Origin of the sequence: Neptunomonas sp. XY-337, assembly GCF_004959845.1 — a bacterium.
GTDB lineage: Bacteria > Pseudomonadota > Gammaproteobacteria > Pseudomonadales > Balneatricaceae > Neptunomonas > Neptunomonas marina.
On sequence record NZ_SPLL01000002.1, the window covers coordinates 23,543 to 49,381 of the forward strand.

The 25,839-nt window shown below is 50.8% G+C and carries 22 protein-coding genes; 10 read left to right on the forward strand and 12 right to left on the reverse strand.

All coding sequences use genetic code 11. From position 1 onward, the window contains the following. Nucleotides 1-2 precede the first annotated feature (2 nt). The 7 genes from E4L36_RS03785 (at nucleotide 3) to E4L36_RS03815 (ending at nucleotide 7,954) form a co-directional block, all read left to right on the forward strand. Nucleotides 3-380: a hypothetical protein gene (locus E4L36_RS03785; RefSeq protein WP_127694333.1), complete on the forward strand. Its 378-nt coding sequence runs from the start codon at nucleotides 3-5 to the stop codon at nucleotides 378-380. Between the two features lie 132 nt (nucleotides 381-512). Then, nucleotides 513-3,119 carry a phosphoenolpyruvate carboxylase gene (gene ppc / locus E4L36_RS03790; RefSeq protein ID WP_136679299.1) on the forward strand — a complete coding sequence of 869 codons (2,607 nt, stop codon included), beginning with the start codon at nucleotides 513-515 and terminating at the stop codon, nucleotides 3,117-3,119. Nucleotides 3,120-3,421: 302 nt separating this feature from the next. After that, on the forward strand, nucleotides 3,422-4,075 hold the full coding sequence (gene adk, locus E4L36_RS03795) for an adenylate kinase (protein ID WP_127694331.1): 654 nt from the start codon (nucleotides 3,422-3,424) through the stop codon (nucleotides 4,073-4,075). Between the two features lie 153 nt (nucleotides 4,076-4,228). Beyond that, entirely contained in the window at nucleotides 4,229-5,251 is a 1,023-nt protein-coding gene (hemH, locus tag E4L36_RS03800; protein WP_136679300.1) for a ferrochelatase, read from the forward strand. Beyond that, nucleotides 5,251-5,982: a 23S rRNA (guanosine(2251)-2'-O)-methyltransferase RlmB gene (gene rlmB / locus E4L36_RS03805; RefSeq protein WP_136679301.1), complete on the forward strand. Its 732-nt coding sequence runs from the start codon at nucleotides 5,251-5,253 to the stop codon at nucleotides 5,980-5,982. Before hemH ends, rlmB begins: the two co-directional genes overlap by 1 nt. A 151-nt stretch (nucleotides 5,983-6,133) precedes the next feature. Beyond that, complete coding sequence (locus E4L36_RS03810; RefSeq protein WP_136679302.1) at nucleotides 6,134-7,174, forward strand: hypothetical protein; 1,041 nt, start codon at nucleotides 6,134-6,136, stop codon at nucleotides 7,172-7,174. A 132-nt stretch (nucleotides 7,175-7,306) separates the two neighbouring features. Then, a complete protein-coding gene (locus E4L36_RS03815) occupies nucleotides 7,307-7,954 on the forward strand; it encodes an SGNH/GDSL hydrolase family protein (protein WP_136679303.1) in 648 nt (215 codons plus the stop codon). A gap of 44 nt (nucleotides 7,955-7,998) precedes the next feature. Here E4L36_RS03815 and E4L36_RS03820 read toward each other — a convergent pair whose 3' ends face one another. The 3 genes from E4L36_RS03820 to E4L36_RS03830 form a co-directional block, all read right to left on the reverse strand. Next, the gene (locus E4L36_RS03820) at nucleotides 7,999-9,186 is read right to left on the reverse strand and encodes an acetate/propionate family kinase (protein WP_136679304.1); all 1,188 of its coding nucleotides are present in this window, start codon (nucleotides 9,184-9,186) and stop codon (nucleotides 7,999-8,001) included. Nucleotides 9,187-9,204: 18 nt separating this feature from the next. After that, nucleotides 9,205-10,140: a bifunctional enoyl-CoA hydratase/phosphate acetyltransferase gene (locus E4L36_RS03825; protein ID WP_136679305.1), complete on the reverse strand. Its 936-nt coding sequence runs from the start codon at nucleotides 10,138-10,140 to the stop codon at nucleotides 9,205-9,207. Nucleotides 10,141-10,286: 146 nt separating this feature from the next. Beyond that, on the reverse strand, nucleotides 10,287-11,180 hold the full coding sequence (locus tag E4L36_RS03830) for a LysR family transcriptional regulator ArgP (protein WP_136679306.1): 894 nt from the start codon (nucleotides 11,178-11,180) through the stop codon (nucleotides 10,287-10,289). Between the two features lie 86 nt (nucleotides 11,181-11,266). Between E4L36_RS03830 and E4L36_RS03835 the strand changes: the two genes are divergently transcribed. Next, complete coding sequence (locus tag E4L36_RS03835; RefSeq protein WP_127694323.1) at nucleotides 11,267-11,866, forward strand: LysE/ArgO family amino acid transporter; 600 nt, start codon at nucleotides 11,267-11,269, stop codon at nucleotides 11,864-11,866. Between the two features lie 242 nt (nucleotides 11,867-12,108). Here E4L36_RS03835 and E4L36_RS03840 read toward each other — a convergent pair whose 3' ends face one another. From E4L36_RS03840 to E4L36_RS03875, 8 genes are all read right to left on the reverse strand, one after another. Continuing rightward, nucleotides 12,109-12,477, reverse strand: coding sequence for a histidine triad nucleotide-binding protein (locus E4L36_RS03840; protein WP_136679307.1), 369 nt, complete (start codon nucleotides 12,475-12,477; stop codon nucleotides 12,109-12,111). An 86-nt stretch (nucleotides 12,478-12,563) separates the two neighbouring features. Beyond that, complete coding sequence (locus tag E4L36_RS03845) at nucleotides 12,564-14,081, reverse strand: SpoVR family protein (protein WP_136679308.1); 1,518 nt, start codon at nucleotides 14,079-14,081, stop codon at nucleotides 12,564-12,566. Next, nucleotides 14,078-15,367: a YeaH/YhbH family protein gene (locus E4L36_RS03850; protein ID WP_136679309.1), complete on the reverse strand. Its 1,290-nt coding sequence runs from the start codon at nucleotides 15,365-15,367 to the stop codon at nucleotides 14,078-14,080. Before E4L36_RS03850 ends, E4L36_RS03845 begins: the two co-directional genes overlap by 4 nt. Before the next feature lie 28 nt (nucleotides 15,368-15,395). Further along, nucleotides 15,396-17,318 (reverse strand): PrkA family serine protein kinase, encoded by a 1,923-nt coding sequence (locus E4L36_RS03855; RefSeq protein WP_127694319.1) that lies wholly within the window; start codon nucleotides 17,316-17,318, stop codon nucleotides 15,396-15,398. Nucleotides 17,319-17,498: 180 nt separating this feature from the next. After that, entirely contained in the window at nucleotides 17,499-18,608 is a 1,110-nt protein-coding gene (locus E4L36_RS03860; RefSeq protein WP_136679310.1) for a dihydrolipoamide acetyltransferase family protein, read from the reverse strand. Between the two features lies 1 nt (nucleotide 18,609). Then, entirely contained in the window at nucleotides 18,610-19,620 is a 1,011-nt protein-coding gene (locus E4L36_RS03865) for an alpha-ketoacid dehydrogenase subunit beta (RefSeq protein ID WP_136679311.1), read from the reverse strand. Further along, nucleotides 19,617-20,693, reverse strand: coding sequence for a pyruvate dehydrogenase (acetyl-transferring) E1 component subunit alpha (gene pdhA, locus E4L36_RS03870; RefSeq protein WP_136679312.1), 1,077 nt, complete (start codon nucleotides 20,691-20,693; stop codon nucleotides 19,617-19,619). The genes E4L36_RS03865 and pdhA overlap by 4 nt, the downstream gene beginning before the upstream one ends. Further along, nucleotides 20,690-21,742: an amino acid dehydrogenase gene (locus E4L36_RS03875; RefSeq protein WP_136679313.1), complete on the reverse strand. Its 1,053-nt coding sequence runs from the start codon at nucleotides 21,740-21,742 to the stop codon at nucleotides 20,690-20,692. The genes pdhA and E4L36_RS03875 overlap by 4 nt, the downstream gene beginning before the upstream one ends. 420 nt (nucleotides 21,743-22,162) lie before the next feature. On the opposite strand from E4L36_RS03875, the gene E4L36_RS03880 reads away from it, so the two are divergent. Beyond that, nucleotides 22,163-23,320, forward strand: coding sequence for a L,D-transpeptidase family protein (locus E4L36_RS03880; RefSeq protein WP_240770668.1), 1,158 nt, complete (start codon nucleotides 22,163-22,165; stop codon nucleotides 23,318-23,320). Continuing rightward, nucleotides 23,321-24,367, forward strand: a complete 1,047-nt coding sequence (locus tag E4L36_RS03885; protein ID WP_136679315.1) for a hypothetical protein — start codon at nucleotides 23,321-23,323, stop codon at nucleotides 24,365-24,367. Here E4L36_RS03885 and E4L36_RS03890 read toward each other — a convergent pair. Next, nucleotides 24,364-25,734, reverse strand: coding sequence for a tetratricopeptide repeat protein (locus E4L36_RS03890; protein ID WP_136679316.1), 1,371 nt, complete (start codon nucleotides 25,732-25,734; stop codon nucleotides 24,364-24,366). The two genes, E4L36_RS03885 and E4L36_RS03890, sit on opposite strands and share 4 nt — an antisense overlap. Nucleotides 25,735-25,839 lie beyond the last annotated feature (105 nt).

The following is a 25,839-nucleotide window of genomic DNA, read 5'->3' on the forward strand; positions in this document are numbered from 1 at the left end:
AAGTGACACTGATACTATGCTTAATTGCGCTCTTTGCAGGGCTGGGTTATTGGAACTGGCAAAAGAGCCAGCAGCAGTTAAAAGAGCTAAAAGCATCTGGCTTTGTAGTGTCGGAAGACCTGCGTGGTAACCCGCGCTTGGTGATCGATAACACTAAAAAGCAGTTTGCTGTTGTGGGGCCAAACGATTATATCGTTTTTCCACTGACAAGCATTGCTTCTGCGGAAGTGAAGTACGACTTGGGCACGCAGGTTGAGAGCAACTTCCGTGTTGAGATCAACTTGCCGCCGTCTATGGGGAAAATTCAACCGGTTGGTTTCGAGAACGAAGCATTGGCGCGTGATGCGCATGAGCGCTTGACTAAAGCGATGGCACGCTAAGACGCTCTTTATGCGGCTGGGTGGGCCTAGCCGCATTATCCCCACCTTTCTCTTCATATAATCTTGATTTGTGCGCAGCACAAAAACTACTTATGCTCTGTAAGGTCTGCAAATCCTTAAAGGAGCTAAGTAATGAGTGATCTGCACGAGGAACTTCGCGACAACGTACGGATGTTAGGCGAGTGCTTGGGCCAAACCATCGCCAAGCACCGTGGCCAAGATTTTTTAGACCGTATTGAGTCCATCCGCCAGCTATCTAAATCAGGACGCTCTGATACAGACTCTGATCATTCTGAGTTGTTAGCTGCATTGAGTAGCCTGAGCGAGGACGAGGTGCTACCCGTAGCCAGAGCCTTTACGCAGTTTCTTAATCTCGCCAATATCGCAGAAGAGCATCATAAAGCACGTCAGCATACTGAGTTTTGTAACTTGGATAGTGACGAATCCTATGCGCAGCTCGTAAAGCAGTTGTCGGCACAAGGGATCCCTAGCGAGCAGATAATTAATACTCTGGTCCAGATGGATGTGGACCTTGTCTTAACAGCCCACCCCACAGAAGTTAACCGGCGTACGCTCATTCAAAAGTACGACGCGATCACTGATTGCCTACGCGTACTGGACCGAGATGAGTCCCAATATCATCGTTTGCAGGAACTGATCAGCCAAGTGTGGCATACCAACGAGATTCGTAAGATCCGTCCGACGCCACTGGATGAGGCTAAGTGGGGTTTTACCGTTATTGAAAACTCTCTGTGGGAGGCGGTGCCGAAATTCCTTAAGCATCTTGATAGCCAAACACGGGCGTTACTCAAGCAGCCGCTGCCATTGCATTGCGCTCCTGTGAGGTTCTCATCGTGGATGGGAGGGGATCGTGATGGGAATCCAAACGTAACCTCCACCATCACGCGAGAGGTGTTGAACCTATCCCGCTGGATGGCTGCGGACCTGTATCTGCGGGATATTGATGCTTTACGGGCAGAGCTCTCGATGCATCAATGCAGTGCTGCCCTACGTGAACGCGTGGGTGATGAAGCGGAGCCATATCGAGCGATTTTAGGGGAGCTGCGTGATCAACTAAAGGTGACTCAGCGTTGGCTAGAGGCGGATTTAAATCAGCAACCGCATGATACGCAGTGCCCGATCTCTTTGAGTGAGCAACTGCTTGAGCCGTTGCTGTTGTGTCATCAGTCGCTACTCGATTGCGGGATGGATATTATCGCCGAAGGCCCATTGGAGGATACCATCCGGCGTGTCGCATGTTTTGGTGTGACGCTGACTAAGTTGGATATTCGCCAGAGTTCTGACCGCCATGCGCAGGTGTTTGAGGAGCTATCACAGTTTTATGGACTGGGCTCCTACAGTGCGTGGACAGAAGAGGGGCGCCAAGCGTTTCTGATCAAAGAACTGCAATCGCAGCGACCACTAATCCCACATCACTGGACACCTTCGGATGAGGTGCAGGAGGTGCTTGATACTTGCCGCGTTGTCGCACAAGCAGACCCTGCTTCATTGGGGTCATATGTTATCTCCATGGCAGGGCAGCCTTCAGATGTCTTGAGTGTTATTTTGCTGCTTAAAGAGATGGGTATCACCCACAACATGCGTGTGGTGCCCCTATTTGAGACCCTTGCTGATTTGGATAACGCGCGGTCGTGCATCGACTCATTGTTATCGCTCCCGTGGTACAAGCAATATACCCAAGGGCATCAGGAGGTCATGATCGGATATTCTGACTCTTCCAAAGATGCGGGGCAGCTAGCAGCGGTTTGGGGGCAGTATCGGGCTCAAGAGGCACTGACTGCGCTTTGCCAGCAACATCAAACGCGTTTGACGCTGTTTCATGGCCGCGGCGGTACCGTCGGGCGTGGTGGCGGTCCTAGCCACACGGCTATTCTGGCTCAGCCTCCAGGCTCGGTTGATCGCAGCATTCGAGTGACTGAACAAGGTGAAATGATTCGCTTTAAGTTTGGTATCCCTGACCTTGCAGTACGCAGCTTAGAGCTATACGCCGGTGCTGTATTGAAAGCATCACTAGCGCCAGCACCAGCACCGCTTGATCATTGGCGTGACGCCATGGACACATTAGCCGCTGCGGGACTTCAGTCGTATCGTGGGATTGTGCGTGAGGACCCCCAATTCGTGCCTTATTTCCGCGCAGTGACGCCCGAGCAAGAGTTGACGAAGCTACCATTGGGCTCACGCCCGGCTAAACGAAAAGCCAGTGGTGGTGTTGAAAGTTTGCGGGCGATACCTTGGATATTCGCGTGGACTCAGATTCGCCTTATGCTGCCTGCTTGGCTTGGTTCAGATACAGCCCTCCAAGGCGCTGCGGCGCAGAACAAGTTGGCGCTACTACAAGAGATGTACAGCCAATGGCCGTTCTTTGCATCCTATGTGGATATGCTAGAAATGGTGCTGGCTAAGACAGATACCAGTATCTCGGCGTATTACGAGTCGCGCTTGGTATCTGAAGAGCTTAAAGTGCTAGGGTCCAGTTTACGTGCAAGGCGTGATTCGGCGATTGAGATGGTGTTGAAGATCAAAGATCAGCAACAACTACTTAACGCTCACCCAAATATTCGCCAGTCGATTGAAGTGCGTAACCCATATATCGACCCTTTACACTTCCTGCAAGCGGAACTGCTCCACCGTGATCGCAACCAACCAGATCAGCGCTTAGAGCAGGCGTTGATGGTCACGATGGCGGGCATTTCCGCCGGGATGCGCAATACCGGTTAGCAGTAAAGTCTTATTCGCTTCTCGATCGGGGTTGAGCTTCACTCCTGTTTAGCTTAACCTCGGTCGGCCGTATTTGATGCGGCGAGCATATTGCTGACAACAATGGTGCACTTTAGCGCCATTTTTCTCATCAGTGTGTTAGTTCTAACGTCGAATTGTCGACATCAGGCCTCCCCAGTATGGTTCAAGGCATAATGGTGTTTTCGCACACGAGGCTGCACGAGCAACGCTTCATCCCTGCGTATCGACGGACACAACCCAATTTTAACCACTTATAAAAGATAATTCAGGAGTCATCCTTAATGCGTATTATTCTTCTTGGCGCTCCAGGCGCGGGTAAGGGCACTCAAGCGCAGTACATTACTGAAAAGTACAGCATCCCTCAGATCTCTACAGGCGATATGCTGCGTGCGGCGGTGAAAGCGGGTACTCCATTGGGTGTTAAGGCGAAAGCGGTTATGGATGCCGGCGAACTTGTCTCTGATGAGATTATCATCGGCTTGGTAAAAGAGCGTATCGCTGAAGCTGATTGCGCGAATGGTTTTCTGTTCGATGGGTTCCCTCGTACAATTCCACAAGCAGATGCATTGAAAGAAGCGGGCGTTGCGATTGATGCAGTTGTTGAAATCGATGTTGCTGATGAAGAGATCATCAAGCGTATGAGCGGCCGCCGTGTGCACCCTGCATCTGGGCGTACATATCACGTTGTTTTTAACCCACCAAAAGAAGAGGGTAAAGACGACGTAACCGGTGAAGAGTTAGTACAGCGCGATGATGACAAAGAAGATATCGTGCGCGGTCGTTTGAAAGTCTACCACGATCAAACTGCACCATTGATCGATTACTACAAAGGCTGGAAAACAGAAGACGCAACAACAGCGCCAAAATATGTTTACGTAGCTGGTGTTGGCACTGTAGACGATATCCGCAACAAGGTGTTTGAAGGTCTGGCGTAAAAACCACCCTAAGAAAAAAGCCGCATTAGCGGCTTTTTTTATGCCCGAAATCGGTTTTTATGTCGCGCGCGTATTAGAATCGGACGCCTGTTGGCTGGGTTTTTAGGCTCGTCTTCGGGATAATAGGGGTTTAAAGGAAAAGTGAATAACACAATGGCAGAACAGAAGAAGACGGCAGTGGTGCTCGTTAATCTAGGAACACCGGATAAACCGGATGCTGTTTCGGTAAAGCGGTATCTTAAGGAGTTTCTTTCCGACCAACGGGTTGTCGAAGGAAAGTGCGTAAAACGTCTCTTCTGGCTGGCAGTACTGAACGGTATCATCCTCAACTTGCGGCCGCGTAAAGTAGCGAAGCTATATCAGAGCATTTGGGAAGATGATTCTCCTATGCGCAAAATACTGGATGATCAGGTACGTGACCTTCAGTTGGCGCTGGATCAAGAGGGTGGCAACGGCATTACCGTTTTCTCGGCGATGACCTACGGTACTCCGGGCCTTAAAGATCGGCTTGAAGAGCTTAAAGAGCATGGCTATCGGCGAGTGTTGGTGGTGCCGATGTACCCGCAATACTCCGCGACGACAACCGCTCCTATCTATGACCAAGTAGCACAGTTTCAGCTAGCGCAGCGTTACGTGTTGGATATTCGTTTGGTTAACGCCTTTTACGATCATCCTTTGTATATTGAAGCGTTGGCGCAAAGTATTGCTGAACACCGAGAGCTACATGGTGTAACCGATAAGTTAGTGATCTCCTATCATGGAATTCCCAAAGAGTACGCCGATAAAGGTGATCCGTACCCAGAGCACTGCCATGCAACCTCTGCTCTAGTGACTGAAAAACTCGGCCTGGGTGACGATGCTTGGATCTCGACTTTCCAGTCGCGCTTTGGGCCTAAAGAGTGGCTACAACCTTACACGGACAAAACATTACAAAAGCTGGCTAAAAGCGGCACGCAATCGGTTGATGTTATCTGTCCTGCCTTTACTGCAGACTGTTTAGAAACGTTGGAAGAGATTGCGGAGGAGAACCGCGAAGAGTTTGAAGGCGCGGGCGGCCAAACCTACCGATACATTCCCGCTTTAAATAGCTCTCCAGCTTTTATTCACTTATTACGCACATTGGTGCACGAACACGCTGGCGATTGGGTCGGTCAAGTACATAGCGAGAAGAGTTAATGGCAAACGAAGTCGTTTTTGGTTTTCATGCGGTCAGCACCGTGCTGAAGTATGATGCTGCGCGCATACAAAAAATAGTATTGCTCAAAGGACGAGAAGATGAGCGTTTGAGTGCGCTGTTAGAAAAAGCTGGCAAGCTGACGCTTCAGCGAGTGACACGCCAAGAGCTGGATGAGCTTGCTGGTGGTGGGGTGCATCAAGGTGTTGTTGCTATTTGTACTCCGATGAAAGCCAAAGATGAGCGCTTTTTAGATCGCATGCTTGACTCACTTGAAGAGCCAGCCTTCTTACTGGTTTTAGATGGTGTGACTGATCCCCATAATTTAGGTGCATGTTTGCGAACAGCCGATGCTGCTGGAGTCCATGCGGTGGTCGCTGCCAAGGACAAATCTGCACCTTTAAATGCAACGGTTTCCAAAGTCGCGTGTGGTGCTGCTGAAGTGGTGCCCTATGTGCAAGTTACAAACCTAGCGCGTACCTTAGGCGAGTTTCAGAAGCGGGGTATTTGGATTACCGGTACAGCAGGCGAAGCCAGTGAAACGTTGTATCAAGCTAACCTCACAGGTCCAATGGCTTTGGTGATGGGGGCTGAGGGTAAAGGTATGCGCCGATTGACGCGCGAAGCGTGTGATTTTCTCGTCAAGATACCCATGGCAGGTGAGGTGAGCAGTCTTAACGTATCCGTAGCCACTGGCATTTGCTTGTTCGAGGCAGTACGGCAGCGCAGCTAGAAAGCTTCACATAGCTTTATCATTCTAAGTTTTCTGGATATAGTTTTACTCTCTTAGAACCATTACACATGGAATTTTATTAGAAAACTAATCTTAGGTGCTTCCTGTAGTGGAAGTGCCGGGTTAGTTTGCCAATTGGAAGGCGAGGCTTATGCTTAAAGGTTTTATCACATCATTTTTCCGTCGACATACTCCTGCAGGCTCGGGAGGTCCAATGCATGTTTTGATGATTGCGGTTCTGTTATGTAGCGCAGTCCATGTGAACGCTGACATCAAACGGTGGTTTATGTATCCAGAGGTGATCACCGGTGTGGATGAGCATCTTTATATTCAAACATGGGAGCCTATTTATAATAAGCCTCATCTTATTGTTCGGCATGCAGGTTTAAACCAGAAAGATATTGTACCTACTTGGGATGTCCCGTTGGTTACGGGTTTTCGCCCTATTGGCAGTGCCCAAAAAACAACCAGAGCAGGTATGGATGGTTCGCTGGCTCAGGGGCCTAATGCCTACCAAATGGAGGACACCAGCTTCGGCGTTATGATGAACTCCTGGTCGTTTCCTTACGTTGCTGGAGTGCGCGGAGGCCCGCATGCAGTTTGGTCATACTTGTGGAAAAAGAAAGACGGGTCTGCACCACGCCCTTGGGCATATGGCGATGGCGGAGATCTTACTGTACAAGCAAATATTAAGATGCCGCATGCTGCCTTTTGGAAGCAGGCTGTCGCTCAGCTCTCGTTTGTTGTGTACGGGCAAGATATCTCTGATGTAAATAACCCAAAACTTCTTGCTTATGTTATCAACATCTATGATAACCGAGAGGGTAGTATCGTAGACGTGGTTTATAACGATGGCCGTCCCTTTGTAAGTACTTCGATTGAAAGTAGTGGGGTGTCTACAAAGTCCATCTGGTCAGCAGGACGTACGAATCGCCCGTTCCGGGATTGGACGTTCTTTCGTACTCATATAACTCGCGATAACCTTTTGAGTGCCATACGTTTATTAAACGCTGATAACAGTCCGAATGCGGTGACTTTGAGCACAAACCCTGCCCATTATCAAATAACGTCGGTTCACCTATTGTTGGAGGGTTTCAACGACCCTGATCAATTTGGAAAGGGAGCTCACTTCAGTGTGGGTATGGCCGCTAGAGATATTATGGTGCTCTCGTGTGATAACGGTACATGCTAGTAGTTGAGGCGTGATAGAACGCACATTGGCGAGTATGGCCATTTGCGTAAGTCGCGCCAAACACACTTTGCGATGAGATCTTAACTAAGAGCAGCTGATTGAATCTATCCGTATCAGGGTCAGGAGGTTTATGTGCAGCAAATTTTAGTTTACGGCGATTCTCTTTCTTGGGGGATTGTCCCTGGTACGCGCCAGCGCTTTTCCTTCGCACAGCGTTGGCCGGGGGTACTAGAGGGCCGTCTTATTCAAAAAGGTCACGATGTGCGAGTGATTGAAAACTGCTTGAATGGTCGCCGCACTGTCTTCAGTGATCCTTATAAAGAGGGACGCGATGGATCAGAGGGGCTTGCGCAAGTCATGGAGATTAATGCGCCGCTGTCGTTGGTCATCGTGGTTTTGGGTACCAATGACTTCCAGATGATGCACAGCAATAACGCTTGGTCATCTGCTCAAGGCATTGTGAAACTCTTAGATATTATTAAGTCCGCGCCCATTGAGCCGGGTATGCCAGTGCCTCCCATTCTGCTGGCGGCTCCGCCACCAATGAGTGAGCCAAAAGGGCCTGTTAAAGATAAATTTCTAGGGGCAAAAGAGAAAAGCACCGGTTTAAGCGATGCTTTGCGGCAGGTGGCTGAAGATCGTGGTTTAGCTTTTTTTGATATGGGGCAGGTAACGGCATCAAGCCGTGTCGATGGTATCCATCTTGACGAAGATCAGCACACGACGGTCGGTAATGCACTGGTTGAATGCGTTGAGGCGCTGATCACTGAGCCGCTGTAACTCCAAATGCGACGCGCAGGCAGATACTCGCCTGCGCGTAGTTTTTAGTCGCCAATCACATCAACAACGTGATGGGCAATCATCGCTTCTTCGTTGGTAGGAATAACACGGACCATGATCGTGCTAGTGGGCTCGCTAATGACAGTGCTATTGCTTTGATTGGCTGCTGCGCTCCAACTCAAGCCTAGCCATTCGCAACGCGCCATAATGCGGCGGCGAACATCTGCATCATTCTCGCCAACCCCTCCAGTAAAGACAAGCTGCTCGATACCACCCATGGCTGCTGCTAAACGGCCTACTTCAAGCGCAGCACGGTAGGTAAACATCTCAATCGCTTCCTCAGCAGCAGGGCTATCGGCTTGATGCAGCGAGAGCATATCCGATGAGATACCAGAAACGCCCAGCCAGCCACTCTCTTTGTATATCAGGCGCTCCACCTCTTTGAGTGACATACCAAGGTGTTGTTGCAGATGTAAAATCACCCCAGGATCAATATTGCCGCAGCGGCTGCCCATGGGCAGTCCGTCGACGGCTGTGAATCCCATGCTGGAAGCAACGCTTTTACCAGCACTCATAGCACACATGCTAGCACCTGCGCCGAGATGGCAGATCACCGTTTTTGCGGTTAATGCTTGCGATGAAAGGGTGGTCAGTGACTTGCGGATAAATTCATAGGATAGCCCGTGAAAACCATAGCGCTGAACACCAGCCTCGGTTAAGTGGCGTGGTAATGCATAGTGGCGCTCAACGCTGGGTTGACCCACATGAAACATGGTATCGAAACAGGCAATCTGCGGGAGTTCAGGTGCGAGCTCTTGGCAGGCTCTAATCAGCAGTAGGTTAAATGGCTGATGTAACGGCGCGAGCGGGACAAACTTCTCCAACGCATCAAGCAGCGCTGTGTCGACCCGTGCGGGCTCACTAAAGCGCTCGCCCCCGTGGACTACACGGTGACCAAAGGCTGTCAGTTTAAGGTGTGGAGCTTGCTCGCAGAGCCAGTCTAAGACGACTTTTAGCGCTGCAGCATGGCGCTTATCTTGCGGGATATTGGCAAAGTCGGCTTTTGGTGGAGTGAGTTTATTACCTTCGCCATCGGCAACGCTGATTCGCGGCGTATCAAGGATGTTGCCCAGTTTGAATTGGTAGATGGGCGACTCTTGGTGATGCTCCGTTTTGAACAGCGCGCACTTTAAGCTCGATGAGCCGCCATTGATGGTCAGTACCGTTTGCATAACTCTGTCTACCTATCCTTAAGAGACGGGGTGGTGAACCATATGTGATGCCAGCGCACAGGACGCTAAGCGGCCAAGCGGTGTTTCAGCACGACTGGTCAAAATAATTGGCACACGTGCACCGACCGCAATGCCGGCAGATTTTGCATCGGCGAGGTAGATCAACTGCTTAGCGATCATGTTTGCGGCTTCAAGGTCCGGTGCGAGCAAGATATCTGCATCCCCAGACACTTCTGATTCGATATGTTTATCGATAGCCGCTTGTAGAGAGATCGCGTTATCGAAGGCGAGCGGGCCATCAAGAATGCCATTTTTAATCTGGCCGCGGTCGGCCATTTTACACAGACAGGCTGCGTCGATCGTACTAGGCATATAGGCTTTTACCTTCTCTACCGCAGCGAGTAGCGCAACTTTCGGAGCGGCAATGCCGAGCGCGCGGCAGAAGTCGATCGCGTTTTGTACGATATCGCGCTTGGTCATTAAATCAGGTACGACGTTGATCGCTGCATCCGTAATCACAAGAGGCTTGTGGTAGTTGGGTACATCAAAGACGAAAACATGACTCAAGCGGCGGTCAGAGCGAATGCCCTTGGTTTTATGGATCACAGCGCTAATAAGTTCTGAGCTACCCAAATCACCTTTCATGATCGCTTCAGCTTCCGACAGCCTTGCAAGCTCACACGCTTTTTCGGCCGCTGCATGGCTATGTTCTACGTCGATCAGGGTGTAAGGCTCAATATTTAGGCCATCACGCTCAGCCGCAGCGCGAATCTTGGCTTCCGGCCCGACCAGAATAGGATCGATAAGGCCGTGTTCGGCAGCTTCAATCGCGCCCATCAAGCCATTGTGATCCACAGGGTGAACAACGGCTGTGCGAATGGGGCGGGCTTTTTCGGCTTGTTCGATGAAAAACTCGAGCTGGTTATGAACGGGAGGCTTATCCTTCAAAATCATGGTGCTACTACCTTCTGGTTGTTGCAAACGGGTCTATAAGTGTTGGACTAAAGTCGATAGTGGGATTATAGAGAGCCACGCAGTTATTGAACTGATCCATGTCACGAACCCCGAAGCTTGCCTGCGATATGCCTTGGAGCTGACAGCTAGCTGATCTTCTGTGGAGGTAGTATAGCCTCTGTATGTATCACAATTATGTCAGTAAGGGATTTCATCAATGTCGACTTGAGGCTCCACACGTGCCAATACAGTGGAATATCGAGATAGTTGCCCGGTGCCAGATCGACCAGCTCTCCTGTGGCTAAGAGCGCGCTGGATTGCTCATCCGGAATCATTCCGGCTGCAAAGCCACGGCGGATATACTCAACGAAGCCCTCTGAGGAGGGGATACGGTGGGTCAGCTGCTCATTGGGTTGCGTGTTATAAAACTGCTTCAGGTATTGCTTCTGTAGCTGGTCCTTGCGGTTGAACTCTACGATGGGGAGCTGTTGCCAATCCTGATGTTGTTCGAACACGTGCTTGAGCGCGGGAGAGGCGAGCATACGGTAGCGCATTAAACCGAGCGGGATGGCATGGCAACCTTGTACTGGTGTTGCATTGGAAGTAACGCAGGCAACAACTTCACCGTTACGCAACAGTTCGTGGGTGTTATCTTGATCGTCCACTTTGACTTCCAGAACAATGTTATTGGTACGGATAAACGGCTGTATTGCATCAAGAAACCACGTGGCGATCGAGTCGGCATTGATACCGATCGCGATGGGTTTGGGTGTATCAGGTGCCGTATCAGGCTCTAATTCTGCCAGCAGTTCATGCTCTAGCAGGCTGATTCGTTGGTGGTGTGTGATCAGTCTAAAGCCTGCCTGTGTCGGAGTGACGGGCGAGGTACGAACCAGCAGAGCTCGGCCCATGCGCTCTTCTAGCTGCTTGATGCGTTGGGATACCGCCGACTGCGTTACACTGAGCAGCTCGGCAGCCTTCTCAAAGCTTCCCGTTTTATGTACAGCAACCAAGGCTTGAAGTTGTTTGTTATCGATCATTAGAAAAATTAATTAAATATAAAAATTATTAAATAGATTTAATTTTAGCGTTCCCACATCATGCTGCCAACAGATGAGGAGAGATCATGACAAGCTACTTACTTCAAGGTTATCTAACGGCGGGAGCGCTCATCATGGCGATTGGTGCGCAAAATGCGTTTGTTTTGGCGCAGGGTGTAAAACGCCAGAATCACTGGCCAGTGGCCACGGTATGTATTGTCATTGATATGGTTCTGATTAGTGCAGGCATCTTAGGTGCTGGCGCTTTGATTCAGGCGTGGCCAGCGTTAGTTGACCTGCTTCGCTTCGGCGGCGCGCTGTTTCTAGCTTGGTATGGTTGGGGGGCATTTAAGGCCTTTTTAAACCCTAGCGCGCTGGTTGCTGGGCAAGCGACACAAGATCTACGTACGGCGCTATTAACAACGTTGGCGGTGAGCTTGCTAAACCCCCACGTCTATCTAGATACCGTTGTACTGATTGGCTCGATTGGCAACCAGTTTGAAGGTGCTGCGCGGATGGGTTTCTGGTTTGGAGCGATGGCTGCATCGGTCAGCTGGTTCATTTTGTTAACGCTGACAGCGCAGTTTGCATCACGTTGGCTTGGGCAGGCTAAGAATTGGCGCTGGGTTGAGCTGTTTGTGGCGCTTGTCATGTGGACAATAGCTGCTCTGTTAATCACAGGATAAAAAATGCCCACACAAGGTGGGCAATATAAGGATGCAAAGGAAAAGTTAAGGACTTCATGTCAGTTTGTCTAACAAGGCGATTTGTGCTGATTGCGGTATGACCACAGCGCCTCTACCAAACTGCCACTGCACGCTCTTGCAGCTTGAGGAGCAAACATTTTGCAAGGGCAGGCGTATATTAGCGATTTTAGTATGAAGACCTACTGAACAATTTTTGCGCTATCTGCCTTGCGTCCTTTTAGTTAGTTGATCGGCTGCTTTAGCGTCTCTTGATAAGGTGGCCAGCCCATCGCTTTGCCGCCTAATACATGCAGATGGATATGATAGACCGTTTGGCCGCCATCTTGGTTGCAGTTAAATACCGTTCGGTATCCGGCTTCGGCAAACCCTTGCTCATTGGCAATTTTGCCCGCCACCATCACCATATGACCAACGACAGCCCGATCTTCTTCGGTGATGTCATTCAGCGTTGCGATGTGCTTTTTAGGGATAACGAGTGCGTGGAACGGTGCTTGTGGAGAGATGTCCTTAAAAGCGAGTACGAGATCGTCCTCATAAACGATCTCGGCGGGAATCTGCTTATCGATAATTTTACAAAAAAGGCAATCCATGGTCTTGTCTCGTTTTAGTGTTGTTTTCGGCAGTATAGCGATAGCTAATCCGCTCACTCAACTAGACAGACTGAAAAAACGACAGCTCACTCTAGGATGAGCGAGCTGCGAGCAGGGCAGTGGAACGTTTCGATCACACTATTATCTGGGGTGACAGATTCAAGATGTACATCGAATCCCCAAAGCCTGTGTATATGCTTCATGACCTCGTCAGTTTCGTCGCCAAGTGGGCGATTATTGTGCATAAAGTGGCGCAGAGTGAGTGAGCGGTTACCGCGCACATCGACGTTATAGACTTGGATATTCGGCTCACGGTTACCGAGGTTGTACTGCGCTGCAAGGTCTTCACGAATCTTTTTGTAACCCCCTTCGTCGTGAATCGCATTAACCTTGAGGGTGGGTTTGTCCGAATCATCAAAAATTGAAAAGAGCTTTAGCTCTCTGATAAGACGTGGTGACAAAAACTGTTGGATAAAGCTTTCGTCTTTATAGTTCCGCATCGCGTTATCTAACACCTCTTGCCAAGGTGAGCCGGCCCACTCGGGAAACCAGTCTCGGTCTTCAGCGGTCGGTGACTCGCAGATACGCTTGATATCTTGCATCATGTGATAGCCCAACGTGTACGGGTTAATACCCGAGAAGTAGGGGCTGTCGAAGCTTGGTTGGTACACTACGCTCGTGTGAGAGTGCAGAAACTCCATCATAAAGCCATCAGTGACGAGGCCTTCATCAAAAAGCTGGTGCAGTAGCGTGTAGTGCCAAAAACAAGCCCAGCCTTCATTCATGACTTGAGTTTGCTTCTGTGGATAAAAGTACTGTGAGACTTTGCGCACGATACGTACGATCTCACGCTGCCAAGGTTCTAAGAGCGGGGCATTCTTCTCGATAAAGTAGAGAATATTTTCTTCCGGTTCTGCTGGGAAGCGGGGTTGCTCCTCGACTTGGTCGGCGTTCTCTTTACGCGGAATTGTGTTCCACAGCATGTTGATATGACGCTGGTTGTACTCTTCGCGCGCGCGTAAGCGTTCCTTTTCCTCTTCAGCGGTCAGTGGTTTGGGCCGCTGATAGCGGTTCACACCGTAGTTCATCAACGCATGGCAGGAGTCGAGAATAGCCTCGACCTCTTCAACACCATGTCGCTCTTCGCATTTAGCGATGTAGCTTTTGGCGAATACTAAATAGTCGATAATGGCTGATGCATCCGTCCAGGTGCGGAATAGGTAGTTGCCTTTGAAAAACGAGTTATGTCCATAACATGCATGCGCGATCACTAACGCTTGCATCGTCATGGTGTTCTCCTCCATTAGATAGGAGATACAGGGGTCTGAATTAATAACGATCTCATACGCCAGACCCATTTGGCCGCGTCGATAGCGCTGCTCGGTTTCGACAAATTGCTTACCATAAGACCAGTGATGGTAGTTCAGGGGCATACCGACCGAGGCGTATGCGTCCATCATCTGCTCTGATGTAATGATCTCGATTTGGTTTGGGTAGGTATCTAAACCAAACTCTGCAGCAACGCGGCCAATCTCACGGTCGTAGCGCTCGACGAGCTCAAACGTCCACTCGGCCCCCGTTGAAATCGGTTTATTTTTCTTCATGCTGCCCCCTCCGTTTTACGCTCAAAGAGCTTGCGGAATACCGGGTAGATGTCCGATACGTCTTCAATATGTTGCATAGCAAACTGATCACGAAAACGCTCGTGGATAGCCTCGTACTCATCCCATAGGTTTTGGTGCGGACCGTTGGTGATTTCCACGTATGCGTAGTACTGAACCAGCGGTAGGATGCGTTTGATCAGCAGCTCAGAGCAACGTTGCGAGTCGCCTTCCCAGTTATCTCCATCAGACGCCTGTGCCACATATACATTCCAGTCATTGTTAGGATAGCGTTCCTCAAGTACTTCAGCCGCCAGCTCTAGCGCACTGGAAACGATGGTGCCGCCAGTCTCCCGAGAGTAGAAAAACTCTTGCTCGTCCACCTCTTTAGCGTGGGTGTGATGGCGAATAAACACCACTTCAATATGTTTGTAGTTTCGGTTTAAAAACATGTAGAGGAGAATAAAAAAGCGCTTTGCGATCTCTTTGATGGTCTGCGTCATCGACCCAGATACATCCATTAAGCAGAACATAACGGCTTTGCTAGATGGGGTTGGGACCCTTACTGTGTTGTTAAAGCGCAGGTCAAAGTCGTCAATAAACGGTATCTTTTTTTGGTTCTGTGTCAGCGTTTTAATCTGCTCTTTAAGCGCTTCTATTTGCAGTTTGCTCTCATCAGAGGGAGCTTCGGACTCCAGCGCCCAAAGCTGTTTGCGAAGTTCTCGCACCTCTGCTTTATGACTCCCACCCAGCGCAATACGTCGGGCATGAGCCGCACGTAACGAACGCACCACATTGAGCTTGTCGGGTGAGCCGGTTTGGGTAAAACCGGCACGGCGTAATTCAAACTGCTTTGAATCCTTGAGTTGCTTCTTAACCAAGTAGGGCAGCTCAAGATCTTCAAACATAAAGTCCAGAAACTCCTCTTGATCAATGGTGAAGGTGAAGTCATCTTCGCCTCCGCCTTGATTACTGGCTTGGCCTTGGCCCGAGCCGCCACCACCGCCACCTCCTTGCGGGCGATCAAACTCGTCGCCCGTTGTGAACTCCTTGTTTCCAGGGTAGATGCGCGTTTGCTGTCCGCCTGCACCATGGTGGAAGAACGGCTCTGAAGTGTCTTTACGAGGGATCGTAATTTCACTGCCGCGATCCATATCTTGAATGGAGCGATTTTTTATAGCGTCTTCTACGGCGCGCTTAATCTGCTTTTTGTAACGGCGAAGAAAGCGCTGTCGATTCACAGTGCTTTTCTTCTTGCCATTGAGACGCCGATCAATGATGTAACTCATGCTCGGTCTCCTTATCAGTCAGCGGCTGCTACTGCGACTTGCGCACACGGATATACCATTCAGACAGCAAGCGAACTTGCTTCTCGGTATATCCTCTTTCGATCATGCGCTTCACAAATTCGCCGTGTTTGTTCTGCTCTTCAGACGATGCTTTAGCGTTGAAGGAGATAACCGGTAGCAGATCTTCGGTGTTCGAGAACATCTTCTTCTCGATAACGGTACGCATCTTCTCGTAACTCATCCACGACGGGTTTTTGCCATCGTTGTTAGCGCGGGCGCGTAGGACGAAGTTGACGATCTCATGACGGAAGTCTTTCGGGTTGCTAATGCCTGCCGGTTTTTCGATCTTCTCAAGCTCATCGTTGATCGCCTGACGATCCAAAATATCGCCGGTTTCTGGATCGCGATACTCTTGGTCTTGAATCCAGAAATCTGCATAGGTGACGTAGCGGTCAAACACGTTTTGGCCATACTCAGAATATGACTCAAGATAAGCGGTTTGAATCTCTTTACCGAGCAGCTCAATGTACTTAGGCGCGATGTACTCTTTGATAAACGCAACGTATTTATCCTGCACCTCTTGCGGGAACTGCTGCTGTTCGATCTCTCGCTCCAGTACATACATCAAATGCACAGGGTTCGCGGCCACCTCAGAGGGGTCGAAGTTGAAGACCTTAGAAAGAATCTTGAAGGCGAAACGGGTCGATAGCCCGGTCATACCCTCATCGACGCCTGCCATATCCTTGTACTCTTGCATTGATTTGGCTTTGGGGTCGGTGTCTTTTAAGTTCTCGCCGTTGTAAACGCGCATTTTTGAGTAGAGATTTGAGTTCTCTGGGTCCTTCAAGCGCGACAAAATTGAGAACTGCGCCAGCATATTGAGCGTATCAGGGGCACATGGTGCCTCGCGCAGGGAGCTGTTTTCCAGCAGTTTCTCGTAGATTTTGATCTCTTCGGAAACGCGTGCACAGTAAGGTACCTTGACGATGTAAACCCGGTCGATGAAGGCTTCGTTGGTTTTGTTGTTCTTAAATGACTGCCACTCAGACTCATTCGAGTGGGCCAAGATAATGCCGTCGTAAGGGATAGCACCCATGCCTTCAGTGCTGTTGTAGTTGCCCTCTTGCGTAGCGGTCAAGAGTGGGTGAAGCACCTTGATCGGCGCTTTAAACATCTCGACGAACTCCATCAAGCCTTGGTTAGCACGGCAGAGCGCGCCCGAGAAGCTATAGGCATCAGGGTCGTGTTGTGGATACTCTTCCAACTTGCGGATATCCACTTTACCCACAAGGCTCGAGATATCTTGGTTGTTCTCATCGCCCGGCTCCGTTTTCGCGATGCCGGTCTGATTTAAAATAGACGGGTACAGTTTAACGACCCGGAATTTAGAGATATCCCCACCATACTCGTTCAAGCGCTTAACGGCCCAAGGGGACATAATGCCCTTGAGGTAACGTTTTGGAATCTTGTACTCCTGCTCAAGGATGTCACCATCCTCTTCTGGATCAAATAACCCAAGCGGAGACTCAAAGACAGGCGAGCCTTTGATGGCATAAAAGGGGATCTTTTCCATCAGGTGTTTCAAGCGCTCAGCTAGTGATGATTTACCACCCCCCACTGGGCCGAGTAGGTAAAGAATCTGCTTGCGCTCTTCAAGACCTTGGGCGGCGTGGCGAAAGTAGGATACGACATTTTCGATCGCTTCTTCTGTACCGTAAAATTCATCAAACGCGGGATAACGTTTGATCACTTTGTTGGCAAAAATTCGGCTCAGGCGAGGATCGCGGGAGGTGTCGACAAGTTCAGGTTCTCCGATCGCTTTGAGCATACGCTCGGCGGAACTCGCGTAAGCCATAGGATCGTTTTTACAGATTTCGAGGTACTCATCAAGAGACATCTCTTCTTGTGCGGTTGAGGAGTAGCGCGACTTGTAGTGCTCAAAAATACTCATGGCATTTACCCTCTTGCTGCGGCGAACTTTTAATGGTGTGACACGTATTATCTCTTTCGCCGAGTATGTTCAGTGTAGTTCAGGTTTTTCCCTGTCTTCCTATCAATTGAATAAAAAATGTCCAGTTTTTATTAACTTAACTTATTAGATACCTAGCAAAGAGGGTGGTTCAGTGCTTGGCTAAACACCCTCTAAGTGGTGGATAAAAGCTTTCAAGAAACGTGCTGCTTCGCCGCCTGTGGCCACGCGATGATCAAACGTGAGTGAGACCGGCAAGATTCGACCTGCAGTGATATTCTCGTTACGCACCACCGGTGCTTTTCGGATGACTCCGGCACCAATGATGGCCACTTGCGGTGGAACAATGATCGGGGTCGCATAGCGGCCAGCTAATGTTCCGAAGTTAGAGAGCGTAATCGTCGCCCCCTGCAGCTCTTTGGGTGGGATCGTGCGGGCCTCAACGTCAGCGCGGAGCCGGTTTAAACCCTCTCTGAGATCCTCTTCGCTGCGTTTGCCGATATCACGCAGTACCGGTACGAAAAGCCCTTTTTCGGTATCGACGGCAACCCCTAAATCGATACTGTCGTGCTGGCGTAGCGCGAGTTGCTGGCCGTCAAACCAACTGTTAAGCAGCGGCACCTCTTTACAGGCGTGAGCAAGCGCTTGGATCAAGCGCATCGTGATATCTGTATTGTCTGGCCATTCAGAGATATCAGCGTCATCGAACAGGGATACGGGCACCACTTGCTCATGAGATGCCGCCATATTGATAGCCATCTGCTTGCGCACCCCTTTGAGTTTTTTGGGGGCACCAAACTGGCTATTAAGGCGCGACGCCTGCTCAAGATCAGACATGGTTACCACACCGCCGGGGCCTGAACCTTGCAGGGTGTCTAAGTCAATCGCAAGCCGCTGGGCTAAGGCTCGCACAGCTGGCGTTGTGCGCTGCTGTTGATGCGCGCGGGTACTTGGGGATGCACCGATAATAAAGTGATCTTCACCGGTTTGCTCAGCCTGCGACAGCGTGCCGACCACCGTACCGGTATCGTCGTCAGCGTCGCTGACAAACTCCACCAGAGGCTCACCGGTATGGATTGAGTCCCCTTCGGCACCAAAAAGGTGAGCGATCACTCCATCTACAGGAGAGGGCACATCCACCACCGCTTTTGCGGTTTCCACGGATACTAAGAGCTGATCAACAGAGACGCTATCGCCCGCTTTTACGTGCCACTCGACAATCTCCGCTTCGGGAAGCCCTTCGCCTAAATCGGGTAGTTTGAAGTATTTCATATCAGCTGAACTCCATTGTCTGTTTGACGGCCGTCACAATCTGATCGGTTTGCGGCATGTAGTGCTGCTCAAGTCGGAAATAGGGCATCACGGTGTCGTAGCCCGATACCCGCGCCACCGGCGCTCTAAGGTCGAATAGCGCCTCGGTGGCCATCATGCTGGCAATCTCTGAACCAACCGAGCAGTTTTGCGGCGCTTCCTGCACGATGACACAGCGGCCTGTTTTACTGACAGAGGCGAGCAGTGTGTCGCGGTCGAGCGGGCTCACCGTGGCAATATCGATCACTTCACATTCGACCCCTTCGCTAAGCAGCTGATCCGCTGCGGCGAGCGTCTCTTTGATCATTGCGCCCCAACTGATGAGCGTGACATCCTGACCTTCACGCAGTGTGAAACAGGTATCTAACGGTAGCGCCTCACCATCATCTTTGATCTGCTGATTGTGGCTGCGATAGATCCGCTTCGGCTCCAAGAAGATAACAGGGTCGGGGCAGCGAATCGCCGCGAGCAGCAAACCATAAGCACGTTGTGGTGATGAGGGGATAACAACACGCAAACCCGGCGTGTGAGCAAACAGTGCTTCGGTGCTCTCTGAATGGTGCTCGGGCGCATGAATACCACCACCGAACGGAGCGCGAATCACCAACGGGCAACTTAAACGGCCACGTGTGCGGTTTCGCATGCGCGCAGCGTGGCAGATGATGTGTTCCATGGCAGGAAAGATAAATCCCATAAACTGAATTTCGGCCACTGGTTTGAGGCCCTGTGTTGCCATGCCGACGGTTAGACCCGCGATCATGTTTTCCGCCAGCGGTGTATCGATGACCCGCTTCTCACCAAACGCGGTGCGCAGGTCTGCAGTGGCACGAAATACGCCACCATTTGGGCCGATATCTTCTCCGAGTAGAACGACATCAGCATCCTCGCGCATGGCACGGTGTAGGGCTAAATTGACCGCATCAACCATGCTAAGCGGTTCAGTGAGTTGGGCCGTGGTTGCTAATGTATTCATGAGGTTTCCTCCTCCCGCGCAACGGCGATATCTCGCTGCTGGCGGAGTGAACGTGGCATGTCTGCGTAGAGGTGTTCGAACATCGACGCAACCGGCTGTGCCGGCGTTGCTAGGTAGCGATCCACCGCTTGCTGGATCGCATCGGCGACAGTGTTTTGTAGCGCTTGCTCCTGCTCTGCATCCCAGGCGCCTTGCTGGTGCAGGTATGTTTGTAGCCGTTTGATGGGTTCTCGTTCCCAACCGGTCTTGAGTGCATCAGGGGAGCGGTAGCGCGTCGCATCATCGGCGGTGGTGTGATCTGATAAACGATAACTAACCGCTTCGATGACCGTTGGCCCTTTGCCGGAGCGTGCTCGCTCAAGCGCTTGAGAGACTCGCTCGTGCATGGCGAAGACATCATTACCATCCACCTGTTCGCCACGAATACCGGCCCCGAGTGCCTTTTGCGCCAAGGTGGGGGCGATGGTTTGTAACGCGCGTGGTACGGAGATCGCCCATTGGTTGTTGTTAATGATAAATACAACAGGAAGTTGCCAAATACCTGCTACATTGAGCGCCTCTAAAAAATCCCCCTTTGATGTGGCGCCATCGCCTAAGACCGTTACTACAGCACGTGCCTCTTCGCGATATTTAATCGCTGTCGCAACGCCACAGGCGTGTAAACACTGCGTCGCAATGGGGACGCAGTTAGGGAGGTCTTGATGCTGAGCTTCTGCACTGTTGCCGCGTTCATCGCCACCCCAGTAAAGCAGTACATCAGCAAGATCCATCCCTCTGAGGTGCTGCATGATGTGGTTTCGGTAGTAGGGCACCAGTACATCGCTTTGGGTCATCTGCAGCGCTGTCACAACATCAATCGCTTCACTACCTGCAAGGGAGGCGTAGGTACCGAGTTGCCCCGTGCGTTGCAGGGCTATCGCTTTGTTGTCGAACTGGCGCGCGAGTACCATCTTTTCGTAGTAGCGCAGTAGTGTCTCGCGATCAGGTGCGGTATCGGGCAATGGGTGCAGTAGTTCGCCTGACGGTGCTAGATACTCAGTGAGTGTGATCTTGCCTTCATATTGTGTCTTCATGCGAAAGCCCTCGTCGGTTCAGTGGCTAACCCTTTTGCGATCACTTGTTCAGCTTTTGCGTCGGCGATAAGAAAGGGCGCTTGGCCTGCGGTTTCGGCATCGGTAAACAGCGCGCTGAGTGTCTCTTGAATCGCATCAGTTTGGGCGCTGATCGCCTCTTGTGGAGTGTGGGTGTGTTTGAGTGCGACGTAGATCAATCCACCAGCGTTGATCACATAATCTGGCGCGTACAAGATACCCTTATCATGCAACTGTTCACCCGCAGCGGTACTGGTCAGTTGGTTATTCGCAGAGCCTGCCACCACTGAAACGTTCAGTGCATCAATCGTTGTGGGGTTGAGCACTCCACCTAAGCCACAAGGGCAGAAGATATCCGCCGCAACGCTGTAAATTGCATCGGGCATCACCGTTGCGGCTCCAAAGCGGCTGGCGGCGCTGGCAACCAGTGCTGGATTGATATCGGTTACGGTGAGACGTGCGCCGTGTTGATGGAGCAGCTGCGCCACTGCCATGCCCACATTGCCAAGCCCCTGAATCGCAACATGCATTCCAGCGAGTGTTTGGGTGCCAAGCCTATGCTCGACTGCGGCCATCATGCCACGTACTACGCCACGTGCGGTAAAGGGGCCAGGGTCTCCAAAGGTTGTTGTGCAGGTCACCCAGGGTGTGCTGGTGGCAATAGCGTCCATATCGGATGTGAGTGTGCCGCTGTCCATGGCGGTGATGTAGCGCCCCTGCAGCGTATCGATAAAGCGCCCAAACGCTTGCATCAGCGCTGTTCGATCCATTGCCCCTTCGGGCTTTATGATGACTGACTTACCGCCCCCATGGGGTAACCCTGCCAGTGCGGCTTTGTAGCTCATACCTTTTGCAAGGCGCATGGCATCGGCGATGGCATCGCTTTCATGATCGTATGGAATAAAACGGCAACCACCAATCGCTGGTCCTAGGCGCGTCGAGTGTATGGCAATAATCGCGCGCAAGCCGGTCGCGTGATCGTGGTAGAGATGGTTCTCTGCAATGCCTGCTGTTTCCATCTGGGTAAACATAACGGGGTCCTCCGTTGGTTTCGTGCGGTGGAAAACGAGCTGATATGCAAAAGCGGCTTTTGGCCGCCCTGTATTACTCTGGATAGCACAAGAAATCAGAAAGTTCCGAGCGAAAGAGAGCTAATTATTTGAATCGACGCCGAATTTTTGCGCTGCAAAATAGTCAATGTATGGGGTTTTTCAGCGCATGGCTGTTCAAACAGGCGTTCAGATTGTGGTAATTTTGTGCATTGAAGCATTTCTGACTATTTTTCTAAGGTATGTCCGTTGGCTACGCTGTTGAGCGGATCACAGGTTATTGCTGTGATTAACGGATAAATGGTGGTTAAATGTTGTCAATCCACGCGATATAAACGGTAAAGTCGGTATAACAGGGTGTTGATGAAAAAAGTAGCGATTCTCTTATCAGGGTGTCTTTTAGTGGCATCGTTAAATACGTCAGCAGCGCCGGATTATGGTGTTTCTGAGGGAAATGAAGAGCTTTTGATTCAGGGCTTGCAGTCGCTTTCAACGCGTGATTTTGATTCCGCCTTGGAGCAGTTTCGCGAGCTTACCGAGATTCGCCCTGATTTTCGTTTAGCGCAGTTGGTTTATGCTGACCTGTTAGCCGCACAAGTAAATCCTCTAGGGCAAGTGGGTAGCAATTTAGCGAAACGCCAAAAAGAGATTGAGGGCTTAATTGCCGAGGCGCGTGCGCGTTTGCAGATGGAGAGCAAGAAACCGCAAGCCGGTTTGATTCCATCTAGCCTGATTAAGATGAGCGAAGACCAGCGATACCTGCTGGCGGTAGATACCGGCTTGTCGCGCCTCTTTGTGATCGAAAATCACAACGGTACGCCGCGTGTAGTGAAAGATTACTACGCCTCTTATGGCCGCGGAGGTGTTGTTAAAGAGAAGCGTGGCGACCTAAAAACGCCGCTTGGTGTTTACTTTGTCACGAAGCGTTTGCTTGATAAGGACCTTCCACAGCGTTACGGCTCCGGAGCGCTGCCGATCAACTACCCGAATGTGTGGGATAAGCGCCATGGCCGCACGGGCAGTGGTATTTGGGTGCATGGCTCACCGGTGAACACCTATAGCCGTCCGCCGTTGGCAAGTGAGGGCTGTGTATCATTGACCAACCCTGACTTTCTGGAACTCGATAAACTGGTCGATATTAAGAACACGCCGGTGCTGATAGGTGAACACTTTAACTGGATACCCGTGGCACAATGGCAGCAACAGCAGAAAGAGATGACAGCGGTTCTCGAAGCATGGCGTAGCGACTGGGAGAGCCGTTTGCATGATCAGTATATTGCGCATTACTCCACCTCGTTTAGCGATGGCAGCAAAGGCTTCTCCGCGTTTTCCAAACACAAGCAGCGTGTTAACGGTGCGAAAAGCTACATTGATGTCAAACTGAACAAAGTGAGCTTATTCCGTTACCCGAATGATCCTAACCTGATGGTTGCCTCTTTCGAGCAGCATTATAAGTCGGATAACTACCACAGCGATTCCATCAAACGCCAGTATTGGGTTAAAGAGGGAGGACGCTGGAAGATCGCTTACGAAGGGGAGCCGTCCCAAGGTATTCCGTAAGTGAGTAGCCGACACACCAGCCTGTTCTTTCATGCGGAACAACCCAATCTTAAAACCAACGCTTTAGCCGTCAATGATGCGGCTTTTCTGCAGCGGGTCTTACCCGAATATGGCGTGGCTCTGGTGCCTAGCGCCCGAATGGCAGGTTTAGAATCAGCGTTAGAGGGCCACGCGCTCACGATCATGCGCCCTGATGCTCAACAGGGGTTGGTAAGTGCGGTGTTTGAGCAATTAGGCTTGCCCAACGTTGCGCCAGAGTATCGAGCGTTTTATCTAAATCGCTGGGCCGAAGCGGGTGGTGGTGCATGGCTGATACTCCGTTTAGCCGACTGCAACACAGCCGAGCTTGCTGAGCTGTTGTCTTTATCTCCACTCAATGCCGATTGCCAATTTGCCCTGAAAGTTATTTTGGAAGGGGAGTTAGCACAGCTTGCTGATCCTCAGTTTACCGAGCTTCGCCAGCGAGTTGTGCAGTTAGAGCGGCCCGTTTCGACAAAACCCCGCCCACGTCCATTGGCCTACAGGCTAGCAGCAGGAGTTATACCGCTGCTAACGGCAGCTAGTCTTTATGGGTACCTTGCTGTACCGGACGAACCCAAGCTGCCTGAAAACGCGATAGTCAAATCGACGTCTATTAGCCATCAGCCAGTGGTTCGGGAAGAGGCGCCTATCGCTAACATACCGACAGCGGCATTGACGAGCTTGGTGATGGATTGGTCGCGGGCGTGGCAGCAGCGGGATATTGAGGCGTACTTTAGTTTCTATCTACCCGCTTACAGTGCATATCAACACATGTCGGCTACCCAGTGGCGGAATTGGCGTACTGAGCGTCTGCTTTCCCCAGAGTGGATCCGGATTGAATTAGGGCCGTTGACGTTTAGCAAAACGGAAGGTGGATATCGCGTGGAGTTTTGGCAGCTCTATCGCTCGCCCAATTATCAAGACAATACCCACAAAGCGCTCCTTATCCTGCCAGTAGGAGAGCGCTTCTTTATCATGGACGAGCTAAATCTTGATGTCAGACCTGTAGGTGATGAAGCCTCTTAGAGTGAGGCTTCTTTGATGATTTTCCAGCCAGTTGGGCTCTGCTTTAGCGTGATTTGCTTGCGTGTGTTGTCGCGATAAGTGTTAGAGCGGTAGGCCTGATTAAAGGTCACGACTGCTGTTGAATCGCCTTCGATTCGAGCAGTTACAGCAGATAACTCAATTTTGATAAAGCTCGGTTTGTTGAGGCGCTGCTTACGCTGGGCTCGCCAGGCTTGGTGAGATAAACCATTGCCGGGTCGATAGCCATTAGCGTATGCATCTAGGTAACCATCGACATTTTGTTGCTCCCATGCCGATGCCCAGCTGCGTACCGCGGCAATCGCTTCACGAATGCGTTGTACTTCTAATGCGGTGTCTGGCTTTGGCGCTTGCGTTTTGGTCGGCGCAGTAGTCACTGTATTTACAGGTGTTTTAATGACCGGTTTAGTGACTTCGACAACCGCAGGTTCAACCGTTTTGACGGGTTTAACAGGCGCTGCTGGCTGTTTGATGACTTCAGGTTTAGCCACAGGCGCAGGCTTTACAACCGGCGCTGTTGCTACTGTCGTTTTAGGTGCAGTAGCGACTTGGGCGGGCTGCATGGCCACAGCTGCTGGTTCATAGTTTAGCGGCTTCGGTGTACTGTCGGCAGCACGGCGCAGCATGACAAGGTTGGGTGTTTCAGTCTCATCTTTGATATCAAGCGCTCGGTTGTATGCTTGTGAAGCAACGGTGGCGTACAGTTCGCGCAGATTTTGATGCACTTGTGCATAAGTCGGGTGAGTACTGAACGCTTTCAGCAGTGTTTCAATCGCTTTACCGTGATTGCCTTGCTCGGCGTAAAGCACAGCAAGGTTGTTGTAAAGCTCTGGAGAGTTCGGGTTGTTGCGGATACTGGTTTTTAGTAGTGCTTCAGCTTCTTTGTGCTGGCCCATCTTATTGAGCACAAGGCTTTTGGTCAGCTGACCCTCTAAGCTGTCGGGATTGTTTGCTAAAAAGCTGTTAATTGCCGACATCGCACCACGATGATTACCCGCCTGTGATAGGGCTTCGATACGCATCAACTCAGGATCTTCTGCTTGAGGGTCCCGTACTGAAATTTGCGAACTAGCAGGAATCGCCGACTTGAGGTCGGTTGTGCTGGGTAGTTGCTCAGTCGCTGTGCCTGTGCCTTTCTCTTGATGTAGCCAAGCTTTGATCTCTCTAAGCTTACCGTTCATCCATGCTTCGTCCGTTGAAGCGAGCGATTTAGCACTAACGCCTTGTTCCAAAGCTTTATCACAGGCACCGCTGTTATCGTTGCAGTAGGTCTGCTCTGCACTGTGGCTGTAGGTGCCAGCCAAGGCTAGGCTGATCAGTAGGGCAATCCGAGTGGGTTTAATATCCATGAAGCGCTATCTTTTTATAAATTAACGAGTTACAACGTTTTACATCGTAGCAAGCTTGCCGCGTCCTGCAACAATATTGCTTGCCGATTATAGCGGTAATTGCGT